The organism is Nocardiopsis oceanisediminis, assembly GCF_048595525.1.
GTDB classification, from domain to species: domain Bacteria; phylum Actinomycetota; class Actinomycetes; order Streptosporangiales; family Streptosporangiaceae; genus Nocardiopsis_A; species Nocardiopsis_A oceanisediminis.
This window is the reverse complement of the sequence record NZ_JAFMZJ010000001.1, coordinates 474,692-499,684: the sequence shown is the minus strand read 5'-3', so window position 1 is coordinate 499,684 and position 24,993 is coordinate 474,692. Positions and strand designations below refer to the sequence as shown.

The following is a 24,993-nucleotide window of genomic DNA, read 5'->3' as shown; positions in this document are numbered from 1 at the left end:
GGACCCCCCACCCCGGCCCCGAGAAAACCCGGAACCCCCGGCGGCGGGGGAAAAACAGTGTGCGCGAACACCCAGCATCTGCGGCGGACAAGCCCTCGGCCTATTAGTACCGGTCAGCTCCACGCCTCACGACGCTTCCACACCCGGCCTATCAACCCGGTCGTCTACCGGGAGCCTTACCCCCTCGAAGGGGCAGGAGACCTCATCTCGAAGCAGGCTTCCCACTTAGATGCTTTCAGCGGTTATCCCTCCCGAACGTAGCCAACCAGCCATGCTCCTGGCGGAACAACTGGCACACCAGAGGTTCGTCCGTCCCGGTCCTCTCGTACTAGGGACAGCCCTTCACAAGTCTCCAACGCGCGCAGCGGATAGGGACCGAACTGTCTCACGACGTTCTAAACCCAGCTCGCGTGCCGCTTTAATGGGCGAACAGCCCAACCCTTGGGACCAACTCCAGCCCCAGGATGCGACGAGCCGACATCGAGGTGCCAAACCATCCCGTCGATACGGACTCTTGGGGAAGATCAGCCTGTTATCCCCGGGGTACCTTTTAGCCGTTGAGCGACACCGCTTCCACACGCCGGTGCCGGATCACTAGTCCCTGCTTTCGCACCTGCTCGACACGTCCGTCTCACAGTCAAGCTCCCTTGTGCACTTACACTCAACACCTGATTGCCAACCAGGCCGAGGGAACCTTTGGGCGCCTCCGTTACCCTTTGGGAGGCAACCGCCCCAGTTAAACTACCCACCAGACACTGTCCCCGAACCGGATCACGGCCCAAGGTTAGATGCCCGAAACAGCCAGAGTGGTATTTCACCAACGCCTCCACCGCCACTAGCGTGACCGCTTCACCGGCTCCCACCTATCCTACACAAACCATCCCAAACACCAATGTCAAGCTATAGTGAAGGTCCCGGGGTCTTTCCGTCCTGCTGCGCGAAACGAGCATCTTTACTCGTAGTGCAATTTCACCGGGCCCATGGTTGAGACAGCGGGGAAGTCGTTACGCCATTCGTGCAGGTCGGAACTTACCCGACAAGGAATTTCGCTACCTTAGGATGGTTATAGTTACCACCGCCGTTTACCGGCGCTTAGATTCCCAGCCTCGACCCCGAAAGATCTAACCGGTCCTCTTAACGTTCCGGCACCGGGCAGGCGTCAGTCCGTATACAGCGTCTTACGACTTCGCACGGACCTGTGTTTTTAATAAACAGTCGCTTCCCCCTGGTATCTGCGACCCCACCCAGCTCAGAAAGCAAAGTTCCATCACCGGACAGGGCTCCCCTTCTCCCAAAGTTACGGGGACAATTTGCCGAGTTCCTTAACCATGGTTCACCCGAACGCCTCGGTATACTCTACCTGACCACCTGCGTCGGTTTCGGGTACTGGCCGCCCGCGAACTCGCTAGAGGCTTTTCTCGACAGCACGGGATCACTCACTTCACTGAAAACAGCTCGGCATCACGCCTCACCCTTGTGAGGGGCACGGATTTACCTGCACCCCGGGCTACACGCTTACCCCCGGACAACCACCGCCGGGTAGAGCTACCCCACTGCGTCACCCCATCACTTACCTACTACCCCATCGGGTCCCACGCCTCCACCATCATCCCCCCGAAGGGAGAAAACGGCTTCGGTGGTGGTTAGCATCAAAGGACTCGGTATCGGACGCGCACGGACGGGTACGGGAATATCAACCCGTTGTCCATCGACTACGCCTGTCGGCCTCGCCTTAGGTCCAGACTCACCCTGGGCGGATTAACCTGCCCCAGGAACCCTTAGTCAATCGGCGGCAACGTTTCTCACGTTGCTCTCGCTACTCATGCCTGCATTCTCACTCGCACGCCCTCCACGACACGGTCACCCGGCCGCTTCACCGAACGCACGACGCTCCCCTACCAACCCGCACAAACGTGCAGGCTCCACGGCTTCGGCGGTGTGCTTAAGCCCCGCTACATTATCGGCGCAGAATCACTTGACCAGTGAGCTATTACGCACTCTTTAAAGGATGGCTGCTTCTAAGCCAACCTCCTGGTTGTCTCAGCAACTCCACAACCTTTCCCACTTAGCACACGCTTAGGGGCCTTAGCCGATGATCTGGGTTGTTTCCCTCTCGACCACGAAGATTATCCCCCGCAGTCTCACTGCCGCGCTCCACCTGACCGGCATTCGGAGTTTATCTGACGTCAGTAACCTTGTCGGGCCCATCAGCCAAACAGTAGCTCTACCTCCAGCAGGCAACACGCGACGCTGCACCTAAATGCATTTCGGGGAGAACCAGCTATCACGGAGTTTGATTGGCCTTTCACCCCTACCCACAGCTCATCCCCCAGGTTTTCAACCCTGGTGGGTTCGGGCCTCCACGACCTCTTACAGCCGCTTCACCCTGGCCATGGGTAGATCACCCCGCTTCGGGTCTGCAGCATGCGACTCATGCGCCCTATTCAGACTCGCTTTCGCTACGGCTACCCCACCCGGGTTAACCTCGCCACACACCACAACTCGCAGGCTCATTCTTCAAAAGGCACGCCATCACCCGGCTTGGGGCTCTGACGGCTTGACAGCACACGGTTTCAGGAACTATTTCACGACCCCTCACCGGGGCACTTTTCACCTTTCCCTCACGGTACTAGTGCACTATCGGTCACCAGGACGTATTTTGGCTTAGCAGGTGGTCCTGCCAGATTCACACGGAATTTCACGGGCTCCGCGCTACTCGGGAGCATGCCAACGCCCAGGCTCTTCCTTCACCTACGGGACTCTCACCCACTACGGCTCCGCTTCCCAACGGATTCGGCTAAAAGAACCATCAGCGCACCCGGCCGGCAGACCGGGAACAGGCACATCCCACAACCCCGCGAACGCAACGACCGCCGTCTATCACACGCCCGCGGTTTAGCCACATCCCCTTTCGCTCACCACTACTCAGGGAATCACTGTTGTTTACTCTTCCTGCGGGTACTGAGATGTTTCACTTCCCCGCGTCACCACCGACCGCCCTATACATTCAGGCGGCGGCAACCCGACACGACTCGGGCTAGGTTTCCCCATTCGGACACCCGCGGATCACAGCTCGGTTGACAGCTCCCCGCGGCCTATCGCGGCCTCCCACGTCCTTCATCGGCGCCTGGTGCCAAGGCATCCACCGTATGCCACATTCACTTGGCCACCACAGATACAAGATGCTCGCGCACACTATCCACGAATCAAAACACCAGCCACGAACCCGCCTAAAACACCCGCAACCCAGCCGGCGCACCAACCCGAACAGGCAGGAACCGGACAACCAGGGAAGACAGGGTCTTCGACCGGGGTGGCACCCGGAAACAACCAGCGGTTGCTCCCTCAGACACCCAACAGCGCGCCCCGAGGCCTTCCAGAAAACCTCGGGGAAGTTCAATCTCTACGGCCATCCCGGCGAACCAGGTGAAGGAAACCCCCCACCGGCACCGGGTCCACTTTCGAGTCCGCCGGCCAAACTTGGAAAACAGCCGACTGCAAAAGACTCCTTAGAAAGGAGGTGATCCAGCCGCACCTTCCGGTACGGCTACCTTGTTACGACTTCGTCCCAATCGCCAGCCCCACCTTCACCCGCTCCCTCCCGAAGGTTGGGCCACAGGTTTCGGGTGTTGCCGACTTTCATGACGTGACGGGCGGTGTGTACAAGGCCCGGGAACGTATTCACCGCGGCATTGCTGATCCGCGATTACTAGCGACTCCACCTTCATGGGGTCGAGTTGCAGACCCCAATCCGAACTGAGACCGGCTTTTAGGGATTCGCTCCGCCTCACGGCATCGCACGCCCACTGTACCGGCCATTGTAGCATGTTTGCAGCCCAAGACATAAGGGGCATGATGACTTGACGTCATCCCCACCTTCCTCCGAGTTGACCCCGGCAGTCTCCCATGAGTCCCCACCATCACGTGCTGGCAACATGGAACAAGGGTTGCGCTCGTTGCGGGACTTAACCCAACATCTCACGACACGAGCTGACGACAGCCATGCACCACCTGTCACCGATCCCCGAAGGACCCGCCATCTCTGGCGGTTTACCGGTGATGTCAAACCTTGGTAAGGTTCTTCGCGTTGCGTCGAATTAAGCAACATGCTCCGCCGCTTGTGCGGGCCCCCGTCAATTCCTTTGAGTTTTAGCCTTGCGGCCGTACTCCCCAGGCGGGGCGCTTAATGCGTTAGCTGCGGCACGGGAACCGTGGAAAGCCCCCACACCTAGCGCCCAACGTTTACGGCGTGGACTACCAGGGTATCTAATCCTGTTCGCTCCCCACGCTTTCGCTCCTCAGCGTCAGGTAAGGCCCAGAGACCCGCCTTCGCCACCGGTGTTCCTCCTGATATCTGCGCATTTCACCGCTACACCAGGAATTCCAGTCTCCCCTACCTACCTCTAGCATGCCCGTATCCACTGCAAAACCGGGGTTAAGCCCCGGCCTTTCACAGCAGACGCGACACGCCGCCTACGAGCTCTTTACGCCCAATAATTCCGGACAACGCTCGGACCCTACGTATTACCGCGGCTGCTGGCACGTAGTTAGCCGGTCCTTATTCCCCACCTACCGTCAACCCCGGGAGAACCCGGGGCCTGCGTGAGTGGTAAAAGAGGTTTACAACCCGAAGGCCGTCATCCCCCACGCGGCGTCGCTGCGTCAGGCTTCCGCCCATTGCGCAAGATTCCCCACTGCTGCCTCCCGCAGGAGTCTGGGCCGTGTCTCAGTCCCAGTGTGGCCGGTCGCCCTCTCAGGCCGGCTACCCGTAATCGCCTTGGTAGGCCGTTACCCCACCAACAAGCTGATAGGCCGCGAGCCCATCCCCGACCGACAAGACTTTCCACCCGAACCCATGAGGGTGCGGGTCGTATCCGGTATTAGACGGCGTTTCCACCGCTTATCCCGGAGTCGGGGGCAGGTTGCTCACGTGTTACTCACCCGTTCGCCGCTCGTGTACCCCCGAAGGGGCCTTACCGCTCGACTTGCATGTGTTAAGCACGCCGCCAGCGTTCGTCCTGAGCCAGGATCAAACTCTCCATCAAGGTCTAACCCACCCTCCGGGCGATGCCGGGGGTGAAACCTGGAAGAGAAACCCTGACCGAACCCGGGTGGCGGAAAAACCACCCGATATCCAATCAAAGGAACCCTACGGACCATCGGCCGAAAGACCGCGATCCGACGGGGCCAAAACAAACATGGCACATAAAGTATTGAACACGCGCTGTTGAGTTCTCAAGAAACAACCGCTCATCTGGTACAAGCTCCGGTCTCGGGTTTCCCCTCGCCCGGTGGCTCTTCCGCTAGAGGCGGCGCTTTCCGCTTTGTTGTGTCTCCGACTTTATCAGGTGTTCCGCGCCCCGTCGAATCGGCGGTTTCTCGCGGTTCCCCCGGTAAAGCCCTGCCCTTTTCGCTCCGGGTTCCGGTCTTTTGCGACTGTTTCCCGCTGCGGTGGGCATAAATGATTATGCCACCTTGGGAGCAGTGCTTCGTACCGGTTCCTGGAGGATCAGGAGAAGGTGCGGCCCCGGCCACCCTCTTCAGCTCCGCTGATCGGGTGTCCGTTCCGGCCTCAGAAGACCGCCGCCCGGCCCCGGGTCGTTGACCCCGCTCCAGGCGACTCGGACGACTATAGCCGCAAGGTGAACCCCTGACAAACCAGCGCCGTCACCCCTCCAGCAGGTACCCGGTACCGGTTCCCGGGGCCGCGTAGAGCCAGTCGACCTCCAGGGAGACCACCGCCGCCGACGCCGGCGGGAAGGAGACGAAGGTTCCCCCGTCGACGAACGCGGAGGCGAGCTGGGCCACCGCCGGGTTGTGTCCGACCAGGAGCAGGGTGCCCACTTCCCGGGGGACGAGGTTGACGAGGTCGAAGAGGGTGTCCACGTCCGCGGCATAGGCGGCGTCCTCGTATTCGGCCTCGAAGCCGGGGGCCGGGCCGCCGGGCATCTCCCCCAGGGCGAGTTCCAGGGTCTCCCTGGTGCGCGCCGCGGTCGAGCAGATCGCCCGGTCCGGGAGGAGGCCGGCCTCGGCCAGCCGCAGTCCCACCGCGCGCGCCTGGGCGCGGCCCTTCTCGGTGAGGCGGCGCGCGTGGTCGTCGCCCGTCCCGTGCTCCGCCTTCGCGTGGCGGAGGATCACCAGCCGCCCGCTCACGGCGACAGCACCGTGGCGACGATCGCGAGCACCGCCATCATGCCCAGCATGATCCCGAGGACCACGGCCAGGCCTTTCATTCCGGACACGTCCACTCTCCCCATTCCCCGCGGTTCCGCGGCGCCCCTGAGAACCGCGCCGCACCCCAAGCCTATGGACACCATGCGGGAGGGGCCGCCCGGATCCTCTGGTCCGGGCGGCCCCTCCGCCGCTTCGCCGCAGGGCGGTCCTCAGTCCTTGGACCCGCCCTCGGAGACCGGCGCCTCGTCCTCGCTCGACTGGCGGGTGGACGCGGAGCCGTTGTGCTGCGCCGCGCCGACCGCGTCGCGCTCCTCCTCCTGGCCGCCGTCCGCGGCCGGCTCCTCCGGGGCGGAGGCCGCGGAGGAGTCGACGGCGGGGGTCTCCTCCCGGGCGGCGGGGACCGACGGGGCCGCCGCCTCATCGCCGCCGCGCCGCTTGGACCAGAGCACCGCGCCGACGATCAGCGCGACCGCGACCGCGGTGACGCCGACCCGCAGGGCGGTGTTGTCGGCGTAGAGCACCACGCTCGGCGCGATGATCAGCGCCACCAGGTTCATCACCTTCAGCAGCGGGTTGATCGCCGGGCCGGCGGTGTCCTTGAACGGGTCGCCGACGGTGTCGCCGATGACGGTGGCCTCGTGCGCCTCCGATCCCTTGCCGCCGTGGTGGCCGTCCTCGACCAGCTTCTTGGCGTTGTCCCAGGCGCCGCCGGAGTTGGCCAGGAACACGGCCATCAGGGTGCCCGCGGCGATCGCACCGCCGAGGAACGCACCGAGCGGCGCGTAGCCGAGAGCGAAGCCGACCGCGATCGGGGTGAGCACCGCGAGCAGGCCCGGCGTGACCAGTTCGCGCAGCGAGTCCCGGGTGCAGATGTCGACCACCCGGGCGTACTCCGGCTTCTCCGTGCCGTCCATGATCCCGGGCCGGGTGCGGAACTGCTCGCGCACCTCGCGGACCACGCGGCCGGCGGCCCGGCCGACGGCCATGATCGCCACGCCGGAGAACATGAAGACGACGGCGGCGCCGATGATCACGCCGACCAGCACGTTGGGCTGGTCGATGGAGAGGCTGAAGGTTCCCGCGGCGTCGCCGAGGGCGCCCTCCACCGAGGTGCGGAAGGCGCCGAACAGCGCGGTCGCGGCGAGCACCGCGGTCGCGATGGCGATGCCCTTGGTGATCGCCTTGGTGGTGTTGCCGACCGCGTCCAGGCTGGTGAGCGCGTCGGCGCCGCTGCCCTCCACATCGCCGGACATCTCCGCGATGCCCTGGGCGTTGTCCGAGACCGGCCCGAAGGTGTCCATCGCGACGATGACGCCGACCGTGGTCAGCAGGCCGGTGCCGGCCAGCGCCACCGCGAACAGGCTGACCGTGATGGACGCGCCGCCGATGACGAAGGCCGCGTACACCGCGCCGGCGATGAGCAGCGCGGAGTAGACCGCCGATTCCAGGCCGACCGAGATGCCGGAGAGGATGACGGTGGCCGCGCCGGTCTGCGAGCTCTCCCCGATCTCCCGCACCGGGCGCATCGTGGTCTCGGTGAAGTAGCCGGTGAGCAGCTGGATGGCGGCGGCCAGCAGCAGCCCGACCAGGACCGCGCCGACCGCGATGATCCGCGGGTCGCCCTCCAGTCCGGCGATCTCCTCGCCGACCCCGGTGAGCCCGGAGAAGGAGGAGGGCAGGTAGGCGAAGGCGGTCCCGGTGACCAGCAGGGCCGAGATGACCGCGGAGATGAAGAAGCCGCGGTTGATCGCCGCCATCGCGTTCTTGTCCCGGGCCCGCGGGGCGACCACGAAGATGCCGATCATCGCGGTGAGGACGCCGATCATCGGCACCAGCAGCGGGAAGACCAGGCCCTCCACGCCGAAGGCGACCCGGCCCAGGATGAGCGAGGCCACCAGCACCACGGCGTAGGACTCGAAGAGGTCGGCCGCCATGCCCGCGCAGTCGCCGACGTTGTCGCCCACGTTGTCGGCGATGGTGGCGGCGTTGCGCGGGTCGTCCTCCGGGATGCCCTGCTCGACCTTGCCGACCAGGTCGGCGCCGACGTCGGCGGCCTTGGTGAAGATGCCGCCGCCGACCCGCATGAACATCGCGAGCAGCGCGGCGCCGAAGCCGAAGCCCTCCAGCACGATGGGGGCGTCGCCGCGGTAGACCAGCACGACGATGGCCGCGCCCAGCAGGCCGAGGCCGACGGTGAACATGCCGGCCACGCCGCCGGTGCGGAAGGCGATCCGCATGGCGCGGTGCTCGCCGGCCTGTCCGCCCTCCCGGGCCGCGGCGGCGACACGGACGTTGCCCCGCACCGCCAGCCACATTCCGATGAATCCGGTCAGTGCGGAGAAGACCGCGCCGACCGCGAAGAACACCGACCGCCCGTACCGGACCGCTTCGCTGTCCGCGGGGAGCAGCAGAAGGAGCAGCGGAATGACGACGACGAAAACGATCAGGGTGCGGAACTGGCGTTTGAGATACGCCCCCGCACCCTCTTGAACGGCGAGCGCGATGTTCTGCATCCGCTCCGTTCCCTGGCCGGCGGAGAGAACTTCACGCACCAGGGCGCCGGCGACGGCGAGCGCGAGCAGCGCCACCGCCAGGACCACCACGACGAGCGTGAAATTCATGCCGTCCAGGGCGAGAGCCGGGCCGTTGTCAACGGCGAGGCTGCTGAGCCCAGACAATCCGTCCTCCTACGAGACGGGCACGTTCCGGCCCCGCGAGGGCGCGCCGCCGCCCGGAACGGGCCCGTGGGAGCGGCCCGACGGCGCACGAAGCAGGGTCATGCGGGTGCCACCACCATTTACAGCTTTTTCCGGTCACCGATTCCGCTGTTTTCAACGGGCACGATGTTCCGGGATTCTACGCATCGGAGGGTTGAAATGTGAGGGCCGGGTCCAGAGTTACCGCGTCCACGCGGAATATGTGACCCGCCGGTGATCTTCCAGGTAGGATATTTACCTATATAGGCGACGTCATTCCCTATTCGGTGCGCCCGGAAACCTCTGACATGAAATGCGGAGGAAATTCCCAAAGCCCCATTCAACGGGCAGAGGCCCCATCCGTCCCGTCATCCCCCCGCGCCGCACCGTCCCCGGCGGCACCGCCGGCGCTCCCGCGCACGGCTCCCGAACGCAGCAAACCGGACCTCGGCGCCGCGCGCCACGGATTCGCCCCATGTGTGGCCCAGCACACCCCGCCGCTCCCCCTTCCGCCGGTTCCGGCGGGGACGGGGAGAAAGGAGGGGCCGGCGCACTCAGGCGGGGCCGGGCGGCCGCGGCGGGCCGGAGGGCCCGGGCGGAAGGCCCGGCTGGTCCCGGCCGCCGCGGCGGAGCCGCAGCGCCGCGGGGTCCACCGGGGCGTCCGCCCCCTCCTCCACCGCGTCGGCGACCGAGCGCGCGCAGGCCGCGGCGCCCGCCGCGTCGACGCCGAACGGGGCGCCGGGGGCGAACGGCTCCACCGCGCCGGCGCCGCGGCGCAGCAGCCGCGCCGCCCCGACCCGGTTGCCGCGCTGGGCGTGGGTCAGCCCGACGGCGATCTGCGCCAGGCCGCGCCAGAGCTCGCGCTCGGGCCCCTCGACGCCCTTCCACACCGCTTCCAGGACCTCGTGCGCGTGGAAGGCGTACCCCTCGTCCAGCAGGCGCTGTGCTTCGTCCAGCCCCTCGTCCGGGGCGAAGACCGCGTCGTCGGGCACCCGGGGGACCCCGGGCGAGCCGTAGGGGAGCGGCCGGCCGTAGCGGTCCCGCGGCCGCTGGTTCTGCGCTCTTCCGTCGATGTTGCGATCGCGTGCGCCCGGCTGCCCGTCCACGGCCCCTCCTCGGCTCTCCGCCCCCTGCATCACCGATTCTGCCCGGTCCGCTCCGGGCCCCAGTCGTCGGGTTCGGCGTCGCCGAGCCAGCCGAGCAGCGCGGCGTCGAAGGCCTCCGGCCGCTCCTGGTGCGGGAAGTGCCCGGCGCCGCGGACCAGCCGCCACCGGTAGGGCGCGTCCACGTGCCGCCCGGAGCCGCGCGCCGCCCGCGGGAGCAGGAACGGGTCGCGCTCGCCGTGCACCTGGAGCACGGGGACGCCGATGGGGGCGCGCATCCGGCGCATGTAGCGGTGGCCGTCCGGTCGCGCCTGGGAGCGGAACAGCCAGCGGTGGTACTCCAGCGAGCAGTGCGCCGCGCCGGGGACGCCGAACGCCGCCCGGCAGTGCCGCTCGGTCTCGGGGTCCGGCCAGCCCGGCCCGGACCAGGAGCGGAGCAGCGCCCCGACGCGGGCGGCGCCGTCCGCGGCCAGCATCCGCTCCGGGGCCATCGGCGCCTGGTGGGCGAGGAGGCCGCGCGCCGCCCAGGCCTGGGCGGGCGAGGTGAGCACGGCCCGGCGGAGCCGGACCGGGTGCGGGGCGGAGACCACCGCGAGGCGCCGCATCACCCAGGGGAAGTAGCCGGCCATGGTCCAGGCGATCAGCCCGCCGGTGCCGTGCCCGACCACGGCGGCGTCGGCCGCGCCGAGCGCGCGGACCAGGCCGGCGGCGTCGGAGGCCGCGGTGATCAGGTCGTAGCCGCGCGGCGGCTTGTCGCTGGCGCCGATGCCGCGCAGGTCGGCGGCGACGGCCCGGTAGCCGGCCTCGGCGAGCGAGGTGAGCTGGCCGTGCCAGGTCCACCAGAACTGCGGGAAGCCGTGCAGCAGCAGCACGAGCGGGCCGTCGCCGGCCTCGGCGATGTGGAACCGGGTTCCGGCGGCGCTCACCGTGCGGTGCTTCCACGGCCCGTCGATGAGGACCGCCGATTCGTCGGTCGGGTCGGTCATGGGCGCGGGGCGGGCTCCGGCCCGGTCAGCGCCCGGCGGCCGGGCGGTCCCGGTCGAACAGCGCCACGGTGTCGGCCATCGTGGCGCCGAAGCCTTCGAGCCCGCGGATCTTCCGCAGGTGGAGCACGCCGACGCCGATCAGGATCGCCGCGACGACGAGGTAGATCACCGTGACGATGAGGAAGGACAGCGTGGCGGAGAGGCCGACCACCTCGTAGAAGAGGAAGCCCAGCGTGATCGAGCCGAGGACGAGGACCAGGTGGAGGAAGACGGCCGCGGCGACGAACAGCCCCGACCCCTTGCCGACCTGCTTGGCGTCCCGGGCCAGTTCGAGCTTGGCCATCTCCAGTTCGAGCCGGACCAGCCTGGACATGCCGCCGCTCGCCTCGGAGACCAGCTGCCCGATGGACAGCTCCGCGGCGTCGTACTCGTCGGCCGGCCGGCCTTCCGACGGTTTGTCGGGCATCGCGGTCGCTCCCTTCCTTCCGCCGAACGTCCCCCGCATCTTTCCACATCCCCTGCCCCAGGGGTTCTCTGCGGCACGCCCTCCACGCGCCCCGCGCCCCGGCCGGCGGTGCGCGGCGGGCGCTCGGGAACGGCTTCCCGGTGCCCGCCGCGCGCCGGCGGAGCGCTACTCGTCGCCCTTGGCGTCGGGCAGCTTGGCGGAGATGACCTCCATCACCGAGGAGTCGGTGAGGGTGGAGACGTCGCCCAGCTCCCGGTTCTCCGCGACGTCGCGGAGCAGGCGGCGCATGATCTTGCCGGACCGGGTCTTGGGCAGCTCCGGGACGACCATGATCTTGCGCGGCTTGGCGATCGGGCCGAGCGAGGAGGCGACGTGGTCGCGGAGCTCCTTGAGCAGGGCCTCGCCGCCCTCGCCGGCCTCGCCGCGCAGGATCACGAAGGAGACGATGGCCTGGCCGGAGACCGGGTCCTTGGCGCCCACCACGGCGGCCTCGGCGACCGCGGAGTGCGAGACCAGGGCCGACTCCACCTCGGTGGTGGAGATGTTGTGCCCGGAGACGAGCATGACGTCGTCGACCCGGCCGAGCAGCCAGAGGTCGCCGTCCTCGTCCTTCTTGGCGCCGTCGCCGGGGAAGTAGAGGCCGTCGAACCGGGACCAGTAGGTGTCCTTGTACCGCTCGGGGTCGCCCCAGATGCCGCGGAGCATGGACGGCCACGGCTCGCGGACGACGATGTAGCCGCCCTCGCCGTTGCCGACCGGCTCGCCCTTCTCGTCGACGACGTCCACCGCCAGGCCGGGCAGCGGGCGCATGGCGGCGCCGGGCTTGCCCTCGGTGACCCCGGGCAGCGGGCTGACCATGATCGCCCCGGTCTCGGTCTGCCACCAGGTGTCCACCACCGGGGTGCGGTCGCCGCCGATGTGCTTGCGGTACCAGACGTAGGCCTCGGGGTTGATCGGCTCGCCGACCGAGCCGAGGATGCGCAGGCTGGACATGTCGAACCGGGCCGGGATCTCCGCGCCCCACTTCATGAAGGTGCGGATCGCGGTGGGCGCCATGTAGGCGATGGTCACCCTGTACTTCTCGACGATCTCCCAGAACCGGCCCTTGTGCGGGGTGTCCGGGGTGCCTTCGTACATGACCGAGGTGGCGCCGTTGGAGAGCGGCCCGTAGACGATGTAGGAGTGCCCGGTCACCCAGCCGATGTCGGCCGCGGTCCAGAACACGTCGGTCTCCGGCTTGATGTCGAAGACGGCCCAGTGCGTGTAGGAGACCTGGGTGAGGTAGCCGCCGGTGGTGTGCAGGATGCCCTTGGGCTTGGCCGTGGTGCCGCTGGTGTACATGATGTACAGCGGGTGCTCGGCGTCGTGGCCCTCTGCGGCGTGCTCGGTGCTCTGCCGGTCGACGATGTCGTGCCACCACACGTCGCGGCCCTCGGTCCAGTCGACCTCCTGGCCGGTGCGCCGGACCACCAGCACGTGCTCGACGGCGGGGCGCTCGGCGACCGCCTGGTCGACCGCGGGCTTGAGCGGGCTCGGCGCGCCGCGCCGGTACCCGCCGTCGGCCGTGACGACAACCTTGGCCTCGCTGTCGTCGAGCCGGGTGCCGAGCGCGTCCACCGAGAAGCCGCCGAAGACCACCATGTGCACGGCGCCGATGCGGGCGCAGGCCAGCATCGCGACGACCGTCTCCGGGATCATCGGCATGTAGACGGCGACCCGGTCGCCCTTGGTCACGCCCAGTTCGAGCAGGGCGTTGGCGGCCTGGCAGACCATGTCCTTGAGCTGGGCGTAGGTGATGGTGCGGGTGTCGCCCGGCTCGCCCTCCCAGTGGTAGGCGACGCGGTCGCCCAGGCCCGCCTCGACGTGCCGGTCCAGGCAGTTGACCGCGACGTTGATCTCGCCGCCGGTGAACCACTTGGCGAAGGGGGGCTGCCAGTCCAGGACGGTGTCCCAGGGCTTCTCCCAGCGCAGGCGGCCGGCCTGCTCCGCCCAGAAGGCGGTGCGGTCCGCGGCGGCGGTCTCGTAGGCATCGGCCTTCACGTTGGCCGCTGCGGCGAGGTCCTCGGGCGGAGGAAAGCGACGCGACTCGTGAAGCAGATTGGACAGGGCCTCTTGCCCCTGCGAAGTCTCAGCCACCGGTGCACAGCTCCTTAAGCGTCTCGAAGGCCGTTGCCGACGTATGTACTGAATCACGTGGCGGGGCCCACTCCATCAACCGGGTGGCCGGTGCGACAAGTGCTCGCAGGTGCGAAAACCCCCGGTCGGGGGTTACTCGCGCGTAGCGTTCACGTAGGGTTGGGGCCGTGAACGCGGTGACAGCGGATCCGCTCCGGCGGATCGCGGAACTTCCCGGTGTCGGCGAGGCGGTCGAGGAGACCCGGACCGTCGTCGACCGGCTCCTCGGCCATCGGGTGCTGCGGCGGCGCAGCGCCGACGTCTCCCTGGAGTCCGCGCTGCGCGGAGCGCACGCCTCGGCGGTGCTGGACGGCGCCCGGGCGGAGCTGGAGGAGGTCCGCTCCGGTGCCGCGGACGACCCGCTGATCAAGGGCGCGCTGCGCGTCTCCGGCGAGCTCGGCCAGCTGGTGGACGTCTGGCGGAAGGCCCCTCGGCAGGTACTGGCCCGGCTGCACACGCTGGCCGCCGCGGACGGGGTCGGCGCGGACGCGCTCGGCCGGCCGCGCGCCGCCGGGGAGCCGGCGCAGGACCCGCTCGGCCTCGGCGGGCCCCCGTCCCCCGGGGCGGTGGCCGCGCGCCTGGACGGCCTGGACGGGCTGCTGGACGCGCCCGCGTCGGTGCCCGCGCTGGTGGTCTCGGCGATCGTGCACGGCGAGCTGTTGGCGCTCCGCCCGTTCGGCTGGGGCGACGGGCTGGTGGCCCGGGCCGCCGGGCGGCTGACCCTGATCGACCGCGGCCTGGACCCGAAGTCGCTGGTCCCGCCGGAGCTGGGCCACCGGCAGCGGCACGAGGAGTACGCCGGGGCGCTGCGCGGGTACACGTCCGGCACCCCGGAGGGGGTCGGCGCCTGGGTGGTGCACTGCTGCACCGCGGTCGCCGACGGCGCCCGGGACTCCCTGGCCACCTGCGAGGCGCTCAAGCGCGGCTAGGACGCGGGGCCGCCGCCCGGATCCGGCCTCCGGTCCCGGGCCCTCCGGGCGCGGTGGAAGGCGGCGGTTCCGGGGGTGCCCCGCCTCTCGTCTCCCTGGTCGGCGGGGGCGGCGGATGCGGGCGGGTCCGGGGAGGGAGCGGGGGAAGGAGTCCGGCCGCACCTCGGCGCAGGTCTCGGTTGGGTCACATCCCGAACACGGCGAACGGCGCTCCCCGCATCCGCCACGGGTGCGGACGGAGCGCCGCCGCGAGCACGTCGCCCCGGGCTATCAAGCGTGCTCCATATCTGGTCCGACCAGGAGCGACCTGGTCTGGACGGGCCTTCCGCGGCCTGAGTGACGCGTGGGTACCCGGTTGCCGTGCCCAGTGGGTCCTCACCCACCTCCTGTCTTCTTTTGTACGCCTGATCAGGCACTTTGGAAAGGGGGGGCGGAGTCTCCGTTCCCCTCCTCCGCCCACCGCCCGCGTGGTAACGTTGCGTATCGGATTTGTTACCTCGACCGAGCGCCCGCGCCGCTCGCGGACGTCCCCCCGCCTCTCCCGCCCGTGACCGGCCGCCCTGTGCGCCGACGGACCCAGACCTCTCCTGGAACGGAGCCGGCTCTACCCCCCCGGAGCCGGACCGCGGACGGCCCCCGCCCTCCCCCCGGCGGGGGCCGTCCTTGTCCACAGCCCCGTCCGTCCACAGGGCCCCGATCGGTTCTTCCCGGCTCCCGGCCCGTTGGGCGATGGTCGGGCCATGAACGACGCCTCTCCCGCCCGCCCCCTGATCGCCACCGCCGACCCCGACCTCCTGGACGACCTGCTCCGGCTGGCCGCCGCCGCGTCCGTGGAGGTCTCCGTCGCCGACTCGGCCGCCCTGGCCGGGCGGGACTGGGGCCGCGCCCCGCTGGCCGTGGTCGGCGGCGACCTGCTGGCCGGCCTCGCCGGACTGGAACCGGACCGGCACCCCAACGCGGTCGTCGCGCTGCGCGGGGAGCCGGACGGCGCCGGCCCGCCCGCCGAGGCCGACGCGCTGCGCATCGGCGCCCGGGCGCTGCTCCGGCTGCCCGAGGACGAGGAGCGGCTGGCCGGCCTGCTGGCCGATTCCGCGCAGCACCGCGCCGGGCCGTGCACGGTCCTCGCCGTGCTGGGCGGCCGCGGCGGCGCCGGGGCCAGCGTGCTCTCGGTCGCGCTCGCCCTGGCCGGGGTGCGCGCCGGACTGCGCACCGCGCTGCTGGACGCCGATCCGCTCGGCGGCGGGTTGGACCTGCTCTGCGGCGGGGACTCCCTGGGCGGCACCCGGTGGGACGCGCTCGTCCCGCGCGAGGGCCGGATGAGCTGGGACGCGCTGCGCGGCGTGCTGCCGTCGGTGCGCGGGTGCCCGCTGGTCACCTGGCCGCGCGGGCCGGCCGCGGAGGTCCCGCCGGCCGCGCTGCGCGCGGTGCTGGGGGCCGCGGCGCTCGGCTGCGACCTGGTCGTCCTGGACCTGCCCCGCTCGCTGGGCCCGTGCGCGGAGGAGGCGCTGCGCCGCTGCACCGCCGCCCTGCTGGTGGTGCCCGCCGATTTCCTGGCCGTCATGGCCGCCTACCGGGCGGTGCCCGCGCTGCGCGCGCTGGCCGCGTCCCCTTTCCTGGTCACCCGGGGTGCGGACGCCTCGCTGCCCGGCGCGGCGGTCGCCTCCGCGCTGGGGCTGCCGCTCCTCGGCGACGTTCCCGACGACCCCCGGCTGGTCCGCGCGCTGGACCGGGGCGACCTGCCCGGGGCGCGGCCGCCGTCGGTGCTGGCCCGCGCCGCCGACCGGCTGCTGGCGGCGGCCCGGTCCGGGGAGGGGGCCCGATGCTGACGCCGGGACGCGGAACCCGGCGGTGCACGGCGGCCGGAGTCCCTGCGGCCGCGCAGGTGCGCGGGCGGAACGCCGACGCATCTCCCCGGGACGGCTGCCTCCGCCTGGAGGAACGGCGCCCAGGGCCCCTGGCCCCCGGGAATCCCCCGGCCGGCCGAAGCCGCGGGCGGCGCCCCGGTCCCTGCCCGCGGAGCCGACCTCCGCGGCCCGGTTCGCCCCCGTTCGGGCGCCGTGCTCGTGGATCGGCGTTCCGGGGCCGCCGTCCCGGGATACCGCCCGCGCACGCCGAGGCGGCGGCCGCGGTGGGCGCCGCCGGCCGGAGCGGACCGCGGCGGTCGGGGCGCCGACCGGCGGAGGGGGCGCCCGCGGGCCCCGGCGCGGGCGGAGCCACCGGTGCGGTGGCCGTTCCGCGGGTGCGGCGGCACCGGCGCGGCCGGCCGGTCCGTCCCCCGGAGAGCGGGGCCCGGTGAGTGCCCCGCGCCCCGGCCCCGACCTGGTGGAGGCGGTCCGCACCCGGCTGGCCCGCGACGGGGTCGAGCCCAGTCCGGCCCGGGTGGCCGCGGCGCTGCGCGCCGAGGGCGGGGTGCTCGGCGACGCCGAGGTGCTGGAGGTGGTCCGGGCGCTCCGCGCCGAGCTGTCCGGCGCCGGGCCGCTGGAGCCCCTGCTGGACGACCCGGAGGTCACCGACATCCTGGTGAACGGCCCGGAGGAGGTGTGGGTCGACGGCGCCGGCGGGCTGCGCCCGGCCGGGGTCCGCTTCTCCGGCGAGGAGGCGGTGCGCGGGCTGGCCCGGCGGCTGGCCGCGCAGGCCGGGCGGAGGCTGGACGCCTCCGCCCCCTGGTGCGACGCCCGGCTGCCGTCCGGCGCCCGGTTTCACGCGGTGCTCCCGCCGATCGCCCCGGAGGGGGCGTGCCTGTCGCTGCGCGTTCCGCCGCGGCGCGGCCTCGGCCTGGCGGAGCTGAGCGCGCGCGGGGCGCTGCCTCCGGCCGCGTCCCGGCTGCTGGCGGCGCTGGTCCGGTCCCGGGCCGCCCTGCTGCTCACCGGCGGCACCGGGAGCGGGAAGACGACGCTGCTGTCCGCCCTGCTCTCACTGGCCGACCCGGGCGAGCGCCTGGTGCTGGTGGAGGACTCCTCCGAGCTCCGCCCGGACCATCCGCACGTCGTCCGGCTGCAGGCCCGCCCGCCCAACATCGAGGGCACCGGCGAGGTCACCCTGGACCAGCTGGTCCGCCAGGCCCTGCGGATGCGGCCGGACCGGCTGGTCGTCGGCGAGGTGCGCGGCCCGGAGGTGGTGAGCCTGCTGGCCGCGATGAACACCGGCCACGAGGGCGGCGCGGGCACGGTGCACGCCAACGCCGCCGCGGAGCTGCCCGCCCGGATCGAGGCGCTGGCCTGCGCGGCCGGGCTGGGCCGGGAGGCCGCGCACGGCCAGCTGTGCGCGACCCGGGCGGTGGCGGTGCACATGGTGCGCGGTCCGGACGGGCGGCGGGCGCCGTCCGAGGTCTGCGTGCTGCGCCGGGCCTCCGACGGCCTGGCCCTGGCGGTGCCCGCGGTCCGCTTCGACGCCGGCGGCGGGTGGACCGAGGGCGAGGGCCTCCCCGACCTGGCGGCCCGGGTGGGCACCGGGTGGAGGGAGGGCCGGTGAGCGGGTGGTGGCCGCTGGGGGCGGGGCTGCTCGGCCTGGTCGCGCTGGCGCTCCTCCCGCCTCGCGGGCTGCTCCGGCTGCGGGCCGCGGTGCGGCGGCCGGCCCCGCGCCGGACCGGCGTCCTGGCCTCCGCCGCCGCCCGGGTCCGCGCCCGGACGGCCGCGGCGGCCGGCCGGTCCCGGGCCCGCGGGCGGCGGGCGACGGTGGCGCTGTGCCGGGTGTTCGCCGCGGAACTGCGCTCCGGGCGGCCTCCGGGGCCGGCGTTGGCGTCGGCCGCCGCGGAGGCCGAGGCGGTCGGCGCGGCGGGGATGGGCGCGGTCGCCGCGGCGGGGCGGAGCGGCGCCGACCCCGGAGGCGCGCTGCGCCGGGCCGCCGCCGCGCCCGGGTGCGCCGGTATGGCGCGGCTGGCCGTCTGCTGGGCGGTGGCGGCCCGGTCCGGCGCCGGCCTCGCCGGCGTCGCCGAGCGCCTGGCCGCCGCCCTCGACCTGGAGGAGGGCCGCCGCCGGGAGCTCTCCGCCCAGCTGGCGGGCCCGCGCACCACCGCGCTGCTGCTGGCGGTGCTGCCGGCGGCCGGGCTGGGGATGGCCGGCGCGATGGGCGGCGGCCCGGTGGCGTTCCTGTTCACCACCCCCGCCGGCCTGGGCTGCCTGGCCGCCGGGGCGGCCCTGGACGCCGCCGGCCTCTACTGGGTGCACCGCATGGTGCGCCGCTCCCTGGACGAGGGCGGCCTCCGGTGAGCGCGCCACCGGGCCGGCGGAGGCGGCCGGTCGGCGCTCCGGGGGCGGGACGCCCCCAGGGCCCGGGAGGCGGTACCGGTGGTGTGCGGGAGGCGCCGTGCTGCTGCTGATCGCGGTCGCGGTGCTCGGCGGGGCCGCCGTGCGCCTGCTGCTCTTTCCCGGGACGTCGGTGGGGCGGCTGCGGCTGGCCGCGGCGGTGCCCGGCCGGACGGCGGTGCGGTCGCGGCCGGGGGCGCGGCACGGCCGGACCGCCCGTCGGGCCGCGGCGGGGGCGGTGCTGTGCGCACCCGCCGCCGCGCTGTGGGCGGTCGCCGGGGTCGGGCCGGCGGTCCTGCTGGGGGCGCCGGCGGGGGCGGCCCTGTGGTGGGGGCTGCGGCGCACCGCGGGGGCCGGGGAGCGCGAGCGCGCCGCCCGGATCACGGCGGAACTCCCGCTCGCGCTGGATCTGCTGGCGGCGGGGGTGCGGGCCGGGGGCGCGCCGGTGGAGGTGCTGTCCGTGCTCTCCGCCGCGCTGGACGGGCCGCTGGGGCGGGTACTGGGCGAGATCGCCGAGCGGCAGCGGCTGGGCGCCGACCCCGCGGAGGCCTGGGCGGCGGGGGGAGCACCGGCGCCGGCCGCGGTGGGGCGGGCGCTGGCCCGCGCCGCGGAGACCGGCTCCCCGCTGGCCGACCTGCTGGAGCGGCAGGCCGCCGAGGCCCGGTCCGAGGCGCACGGCAGGGCCCTGGAGCGGGCCCGGCGCACCGCGGTGCTGGTCGTCGCCCCGCTGGGGCTCTGCTTCCTGCCCGCTTTCGTGCTCATCGGGGTGGTCCCCCTCGTCGCCGGCCTGCTCGGCGGCCTCGCCCCGCCGTGACCTGCGCCGCCCCCGGTAGCGGGGCGGGAAGCGGGGCCAGCCGACGGTCAGCCGGAGGGCGAGGACGGCCGCGGCGAGCAGCGGGGCGGCCCATGCGGCGGCGGTGGCCAGCGGGTCGGCGAGGGCCGCCTTGGGGGCCAGGTGCCCGTATTCGATGCGCGGAGCGGGCCCGGACCGGGCCGGCGGTTCCGCCCGGGGCGCCGAGGACGCCGGGGACGGAGAGGGGGCCGCGGACCGGGAGGGCGACGGGGAGGGGGATGGGGAGGGCGACGGCGGGGCCGGGGAGGGGGCGCCGCCCTCCTCGGCGGAGGAGCGCGGATCGGGGGTCCGGGGCCGGGCGGCCGGTTCCTCGGGGAGGGCGGGTTTCCGGGGCGGAGGCGGCGCCGGCCGGGCGGGCGGCGGCTCCGGCGGGCTCTCCTCGGCGGGGGTCTCGGTGGGGGCCGCCGGGGAGGAGCACTCGGGCCCGTCCGGGGGCGCGGTGGGCGTCGGTTCGGGGGCGAGGGCACCGCACAGTGCGCACAGCAGCGGCACCGCCCGCGAGGTCAGGGATCGGCGTGTCCTGGGCGGCATGCCGCCGTCCTCCTCTTCCGCTTCGTCTTCCTCGGATGGCCGAAGGGCCGTGCCGACGCACCTGCGGCGGGCCGACGGGGACTCCGCCCCGCCGCAGAGCACCGGCGGCACCGCCTCGTGAGCGGGCCCGGCCCGGGGGCGGTGCCCGGCCCGGGGCGCAGTCGGTGGTGGCGGGACACGGATGGCCGGACGACACGAGCGCCGAGGCCGGGGGCCGACCGCGGAGAACGGTCTGCCCGCCCCGCCCTCCGCTGCAGGGGGGTCGCCGCATGGCGCCGGGGAGCGGCCCCGTCCGGCTCCGGCAGCGCCGCACCGGAATCCGTCTCCGCCGTCGCCCCGGCCGATCGCCCGGGAGAGCGGCCGGACCGCCCCGGCCCAGCGGCCGACTCGGGCCCGGGGCCGAGAGGGAGCGCCGTTCCCACGGGGCAGGCCCGCCTCCTGCCGCTCGGCCCCGGGGCGGCGCCCGGCCCCGGCTCGGGGCAGCGGCGGCGGTCTTCGGCGACCGGTCGGGGGGAGGAGGCGGGCCGACCCGGGCATCGGCTTCGGCGTGGAAGGGGCCGGGACGGGACGGAGCGGCGCCGGGGCGTGCTCTCGCGGGCTCCGTTCGGGGGTCCGGGGGGGGAGGCGGTGTGCCGTCGGGGCGGCGGTGCTCGGCGCCGTGGTGCCGGGGGCCGGGGCCGGGCCGCCGGTCGGGAGGGGGGTGGCGGGGCCGGCGCGGGCGCGGGCGGTGATGGGGGCGGGCCAGGTGCGGGCGGGCAGGGCCACCTCGACGGCGGCGGTGGGGCCGGAGACGCGGCAGTCGGTGAGGTCCGCGCCGTTCTCCGCGGCGGTCCGGGCCGCGGCGGCGCAGGCCGCTTCGGGGCCCTCGACGGCGCGGGCCGCCGCGGCCAGGGCGGAGAGGTCGGCCGCGGCGGCGGCGCGGTGCCGGTCGGTGCGGACACCGCCGACGGTCACCGCGACGGCCGCGGCGAACCAGAGCAGCATGCACAGGGTGAGCACCCACACCGTCCCGGATCCGGTGTCGCGGCGGGGCCGGGTCATGGCGATGCCTCCGCGGTTCCGGGCTCCTCCGCCGCCTCCGCCGGTCCGGGCTCCTCCGACGTGTCCGGTACCTCCGGTGCCGGTGAGGCGGGCGGGGCGCCTTCCGCGGGCGCGGGGGCGCCCTCCGGCGGGCGGGCCGCGCCGACGCCCTCCAGCGGGGTGGCGGCCCGGCCGCCGACCTCGACCGGGGCCGGCAGCCCCGGGCCGAGCCGCACCCTGGCGGTGACCTCGACCCGGGCGTAGCCGCCGGAGCGGACGACGGAGGCGTCCGCTCCGGGCGGAGCGGCCTCGGCGACCGCGGCGAGCACGGCGGCCCGGTCGTCGCCGCGGGCCAGGGCCCTGGCACCGGCGCGGGCCGCGTCGACGCAGGCCAGATCGGCCGCGACCGCTTGGATCGCGGCCAGGCACAGGGCGAGGACGGCGGCGAGCGCGGGCAGTGCGGCGGCGGTCTCCGCGGTGGCCTGCCCGTGTTCGCGGCGCGGTTCAGCCGGCGGCCTGGAGCGCATCGATGACGATCCGGGTGAGCGCGTCGCGCACTTCGGCGCTGGTCAGAATCGCGTAGAGAACCGCGGCGAAGGCCACCGCGGAAACGGTGCCCACCGCGTACTCGGCGGTGGACATTCCCCGGTCGGGGAAACGCGCCGCGGTGCGCGCGGGGCGAAGGGGGCGGGGGTGGTTCACTGGGACCTCCTGGGGGCCGTTCCGGGCCGCGCGACGTGCTCGGAGCGCGCGGCACGGGTCCACGGTGGCCGCGGAGGGGGTGAACCGGAATGGGAAATCCACGACCTGTGGACAACCCGGGGAATCGTCCGCCGGATTACCCACAGGCTGTGAATTACGTTGTGGAAAACTTCGGCGGGCGGCTTTCCGAGCTTCCCTCTACCGGGGTTTCCGGTCCGCCGATCACGGCCCGATCACGGCCCGTTCCCGCGTCGTTCACCGCCGCGTCGAGCAGTGCGTCCAAGAGCCGCAGCGCCCCCGGCTTGCTCAGCGGATCGTTTCCGTTTCCGCACTTCGGAGACTGGATGCAGGAGGGGCAGCCGGCCGCGCACTCGCAGTCCGCGATGGCCGCCCGGGTCGCCGCCAGCCACTCCCGGGCGGCCGCGTACCCCCGCTCCGCGAAGCCCGCGCCGCCCTCGTGGCCGTCGTAGACGAAGACCGTCAGCCTCCCGGTGTCGGCGTGCATCGCTGTGGAAACCCCGCCGATGTCCCACCGGTCGCAGGTCGCGAAGAGCGGCAGCAGGCCGATCGCGGCGTGCTCGGCCGCGTGCGCCGCGCCGCGCAGCTCCACCCCCTCGGCGCGCAGCCGCTCGGCGGTCTCCGGGGCCAGCGTCCACCACACCGCGCGCGAGTCCAGCGAGCGCTCCGGCAGGTCCAGCGGGTGCTCGCCGAGGACCGTGCCGGTGCGCACGTCGCGCTTGAGGTAGCCGACCACCCGGCGGCCCACCCGGACGTCGCCGAAGTGCACCTCGTGCGGCCCCCAGGGGCGCCGCTCCCGGGAGCGCAGCACCTCGATCTCGGTGACCTCCCGGGCCCAGGTCGAGTAGCCGGGCTCCGCGGCGCGGACCAGCGCCACCCGCTCCTCCAGGTCCAGCTCCTGCACCACGTGGCTCTCCCCCTGGTGCAGGTAGACCGCGCCCTCGTGCACCGTGCCGCAGGCCGCCGCCTCGTCGACGGTGCCGAGCAGCTGCCCGGTCTCCGCGTCCGCGATCTGCACCGGCGGGCCGCCGGCGCCCCGGATGTCGGCCAGGTCGCTCGCCCGCTCGCGCCGGGTCCAGAACCAGCCGCGGGGGCGGCGCCGGAGCAGGCCCCGGCGGACCAGGCCGGCCGCGACCTCCCCGGCCGCCGGGCCGAACAGCTCCAGGTCCTCCGGGGTGAGCGGCAGCTCCGCGGCGGCCGCGCACAGGTGCGGGCCGAGCACGTAGGGGTTGTCCGGGTCGATGACGGCGGCCTCCACCGAGCGGCCGAAGATCGCCTCCGGGTGGTGCACCAGGTAGGTGTCGAGCGGGTCGTCCCGGGCGACGAACACCGCCAGCGCGTCGGTGCCGCGCCGGCCGGCCCGCCCGGCCTGCTGCCACAGCGAGGCCCGGGTACCCGGCCAGCCCGCCACCAGCACCGCGTCCACCCCGGTGATGTCCACGCCGAGCTCCAGGGCGTTGGTGGTGGCCAGCCCGAGCAGCCCGCCGCCGCGCAGCCCGTCCTCCAGCTCCCGGCGGTCCGCGGCGAGGTAGCCGGCCCGGTAGGCGGCGACCTTCTCGGCGAGGTCCGGGCGGCCGGCGTCGGCCAGCGCCCGCCGCGCGGTCAGCGCGACCACCTCCGCGCCCTGCCGGGAGCGGACGAAGGCCAGCGTGCGGACCCGCCGGGAGACCAGTTCGGCCAGGATCCCGGCGGCCTCCGCGGTGGCGGTGCGCCGCACCGGGGCGCCGCGCTCCCCCGTCTGCTCGGTGAGCTCCGGCTCGACCAGGGCGAAGTCGACGGCCGGGCGGGGCGAGCCGTCCTCGGTCACCGCGCGCACCGGCAGGCCGGTCAGCCGGGAGGCGCTCTCCTCGGGGGCCCCGGTGGTGGCCGAGGCCAGGATGAACACGGGCGCGGCCCGGTACCGGGCGCAGACCCGGCGCAGCCGGCGCAGGATCTGGGCGACGTGCGAGCCGAACACGCCCCGGTAGTGGTGGGCCTCGTCGACCACGACGTAGCGGAGCCGGCGCAGGAAGCCCGCCCAGGAGGGGTGCCGCTCCAGTACCGCCCGGTGCAGCATGTCCGGGTTGGTGAGCACGTAGTTGGCGTGCGCGCGGACCCAGGCCCGCTCCTCGCGCGGGGTGTCCCCGTCGTAGACCGCGCCGATCAGCTCCGGCGGGCCCGCCTCGCGCACCGCGCGCAGCTGGTCGGCGGCGAGCGCCTTGGTGGGTGAGAGGTAGAGCACGGTCCCGCCGCCGATCACCGCCTCGGCCGCCGGGAGCAGGAAGGCCAGCGACTTCCCCGAGGCGGTACCGGTCGCTATGATCACGTTGTCGCCGGAGCGTGCCAGATTCGCGGCCGCCACCTGGTGCGACCAGGGGGCCTCGACGCCCGCGCCGGCCATCTTCCGCCGCACCGAGGACGGTGTCCATGCCGGCCACTCTTCACTTACCGGTTCGCTACGCGCCAGCCGCTCCACATGTGTCACCTGCGGGTTCGGGGTATGGTCACGCCACGATCGCCCGAGTGTCGATTCCCACAGATCCACCTGGAGCCCTCCTTCGGCGCACCGGAAACGGCGCAGTGGCAGGTGACCACCGGTTTCAGTGTGGCATCCGGGGGAAGGGACGCGCGGTGTCACGGTTTTCTCATGGGAAGCGGGAAGCCGGGACGTGAAAGCGTGGTTGAATGCCGCTCTGTGGGGTAACGCCCGGCACAGATCACTCGCGGTTTTTCGCGGTTCGGCGCTGGAGGACTAGTGGACTTGAAGCTGGATCACTACACCAAGGACGACACCGAGATCGTCGTCGTCGAGGGTGAGATCGACGTCTATACCGCGCCTCGGCTGCGTGAGCTCCTGATCGACCTGGTCAACAAGGGCAACTTCCACCTCGTGGTGAACATGGAGAAGGTGGAGTTCCTCGACTCGACCGGCCTCGGCGTGCTCGTGGGCGGCCTGAAGCGGGTGCGCGCCCACGACGGCACCCTGGACCTGGTCTGCACCCAGGAGCGGATCCTCAAGATCTTCCGCATCACCGGGCTGACCAAGGTCTTCGGCATCTATGAGTCGGTGCAGGAGGCCATCGACAAGCGCGCCGCCAAGTAGCCGGCCGCTTAGCG

General features: G+C 72.6%; 15 protein-coding genes, 2 rRNA genes and 1 pseudogene. 6 read left to right on the top strand and 12 right to left on the bottom strand.

Translation table 11 applies throughout. From position 1 onward, the window contains the following. Nucleotides 1-82 precede the first annotated feature (82 nt). The 8 genes from J0910_RS02705 to acs all read right to left on the bottom strand — a co-directional run bounded on the left by J0910_RS02705 (nucleotide 83) and on the right by acs (nucleotide 13,561). Nucleotides 83-3,169: ribosomal RNA gene (locus J0910_RS02705) — 23S ribosomal RNA — on the bottom strand. Nucleotides 3,170-3,513: 344 nt separating this feature from the next. Beyond that, nucleotides 3,514-5,045: ribosomal RNA gene (locus tag J0910_RS02700) — 16S ribosomal RNA — on the bottom strand. Together the 16S and 23S rRNA genes form the textbook arrangement of a ribosomal RNA operon. Before the next feature lie 622 nt (nucleotides 5,046-5,667). Further along, nucleotides 5,668-6,153 carry a SixA phosphatase family protein gene (locus J0910_RS02695; protein WP_420156915.1) on the bottom strand — a complete coding sequence of 162 codons (486 nt, stop codon included), beginning with the start codon at nucleotides 6,151-6,153 and terminating at the stop codon, nucleotides 5,668-5,670. A 230-nt stretch (nucleotides 6,154-6,383) separates the two neighbouring features. Then, nucleotides 6,384-8,852: a sodium-translocating pyrophosphatase gene (locus tag J0910_RS02690; protein ID WP_420156914.1), complete on the bottom strand. Its 2,469-nt coding sequence runs from the start codon at nucleotides 8,850-8,852 to the stop codon at nucleotides 6,384-6,386. A gap of 572 nt (nucleotides 8,853-9,424) precedes the next feature. Continuing rightward, nucleotides 9,425-10,006, bottom strand: coding sequence for a DUF309 domain-containing protein (locus tag J0910_RS02685; protein ID WP_420156913.1), 582 nt, complete (start codon nucleotides 10,004-10,006; stop codon nucleotides 9,425-9,427). After that, nucleotides 10,006-10,959 (bottom strand): alpha/beta fold hydrolase, encoded by a 954-nt coding sequence (locus J0910_RS02680; protein WP_420156912.1) that lies wholly within the window; start codon nucleotides 10,957-10,959, stop codon nucleotides 10,006-10,008. Before J0910_RS02680 ends, J0910_RS02685 begins: the two co-directional genes overlap by 1 nt. Nucleotides 10,960-10,984: 25 nt before the next feature. After that, on the bottom strand, nucleotides 10,985-11,425 hold the full coding sequence (locus J0910_RS02675; protein WP_420156911.1) for a phage holin family protein: 441 nt from the start codon (nucleotides 11,423-11,425) through the stop codon (nucleotides 10,985-10,987). 165 nt (nucleotides 11,426-11,590) lie between these two features. After that, entirely contained in the window at nucleotides 11,591-13,561 is a 1,971-nt protein-coding gene (gene acs / locus J0910_RS02670; RefSeq protein ID WP_420156910.1) for an acetate--CoA ligase, read from the bottom strand. A 167-nt stretch (nucleotides 13,562-13,728) separates the two neighbouring features. Between acs and J0910_RS02665 the strand changes: the two genes are divergently transcribed. The 5 genes from J0910_RS02665 (at nucleotide 13,729) to J0910_RS02645 (ending at nucleotide 19,587) form a co-directional block, all read left to right on the top strand. Next, complete coding sequence (locus J0910_RS02665) at nucleotides 13,729-14,529, top strand: Fic family protein (protein WP_420156909.1); 801 nt, start codon at nucleotides 13,729-13,731, stop codon at nucleotides 14,527-14,529. Nucleotides 14,530-15,269: 740 nt separating this feature from the next. Continuing rightward, nucleotides 15,270-16,355: a septum site-determining protein Ssd gene (gene ssd, locus J0910_RS02660; RefSeq protein ID WP_420156908.1), complete on the top strand. Its 1,086-nt coding sequence runs from the start codon at nucleotides 15,270-15,272 to the stop codon at nucleotides 16,353-16,355. Between the two features lie 466 nt (nucleotides 16,356-16,821). Further along, nucleotides 16,822-18,000, top strand: coding sequence for a TadA family conjugal transfer-associated ATPase (locus tag J0910_RS02655; protein ID WP_420156907.1), 1,179 nt, complete (start codon nucleotides 16,822-16,824; stop codon nucleotides 17,998-18,000). Next, nucleotides 17,997-18,737, top strand: coding sequence for a type II secretion system F family protein (locus J0910_RS02650; protein WP_420156906.1), 741 nt, complete (start codon nucleotides 17,997-17,999; stop codon nucleotides 18,735-18,737). The genes J0910_RS02655 and J0910_RS02650 overlap by 4 nt, the downstream gene beginning before the upstream one ends. A 97-nt stretch (nucleotides 18,738-18,834) precedes the next feature. Further along, the gene (locus J0910_RS02645; protein ID WP_420156905.1) at nucleotides 18,835-19,587 is read left to right on the top strand and encodes a type II secretion system F family protein; all 753 of its coding nucleotides are present in this window, start codon (nucleotides 18,835-18,837) and stop codon (nucleotides 19,585-19,587) included. A 1,335-nt stretch (nucleotides 19,588-20,922) separates the two neighbouring features. On the opposite strand, the pseudogene J0910_RS02640 reads toward J0910_RS02645, so the two are convergent. From J0910_RS02640 to J0910_RS02625, 4 genes and pseudogenes are all read right to left on the bottom strand, one after another. Continuing rightward, nucleotides 20,923-21,141, bottom strand: a pseudogene (locus J0910_RS02640) (Rv3654c family TadE-like protein); the annotation flags it as partial. Nucleotides 21,142-21,194: 53 nt separating this feature from the next. After that, on the bottom strand, nucleotides 21,195-21,704 hold the full coding sequence (locus J0910_RS02635; protein WP_420156904.1) for a TadE family type IV pilus minor pilin: 510 nt from the start codon (nucleotides 21,702-21,704) through the stop codon (nucleotides 21,195-21,197). Continuing rightward, nucleotides 21,682-21,879, bottom strand: coding sequence for a DUF4244 domain-containing protein (locus J0910_RS02630; protein WP_420156903.1), 198 nt, complete (start codon nucleotides 21,877-21,879; stop codon nucleotides 21,682-21,684). Before J0910_RS02630 ends, J0910_RS02635 begins: the two co-directional genes overlap by 23 nt. A 154-nt stretch (nucleotides 21,880-22,033) precedes the next feature. Next, the gene (locus J0910_RS02625) at nucleotides 22,034-24,361 is read right to left on the bottom strand and encodes a DEAD/DEAH box helicase (protein WP_420156902.1); all 2,328 of its coding nucleotides are present in this window, start codon (nucleotides 24,359-24,361) and stop codon (nucleotides 22,034-22,036) included. Between the two features lie 270 nt (nucleotides 24,362-24,631). Here J0910_RS02625 and J0910_RS02620 point away from each other — a divergent pair, with 270 nt between their 5' ends. Then, nucleotides 24,632-24,979: an STAS domain-containing protein gene (locus tag J0910_RS02620; protein WP_184393734.1), complete on the top strand. Its 348-nt coding sequence runs from the start codon at nucleotides 24,632-24,634 to the stop codon at nucleotides 24,977-24,979. Nucleotides 24,980-24,993: the final 14 nt, after the last annotated feature.

Bases quoted from the DNA above. Each gene is read 5' to 3' on its own strand.
- J0910_RS02635 (WP_420156904.1), bottom strand. From the start codon at position 21,704: ATGCGCTCCAGGCCGCCGGCTGAACCGCGCCGCGAACACGGGCAGGCC.
- J0910_RS02685 (WP_420156913.1), bottom strand. From the start codon at position 10,006: ATGCAGGGGGCGGAGAGCCGAGGAGGGGCCGTGGACGGGCAGCCGGGC.
- J0910_RS02675 (WP_420156911.1), bottom strand. From the start codon at position 11,425: ATGCCCGACAAACCGTCGGAAGGCCGGCCGGCCGACGAGTACGACGCC.
- J0910_RS02680 (WP_420156912.1), bottom strand. From the start codon at position 10,959: ATGACCGACCCGACCGACGAATCGGCGGTCCTCATCGACGGGCCGTGG.
- ssd (WP_420156908.1), top strand. From the start codon at position 15,270: ATGAACGACGCCTCTCCCGCCCGCCCCCTGATCGCCACCGCCGACCCC.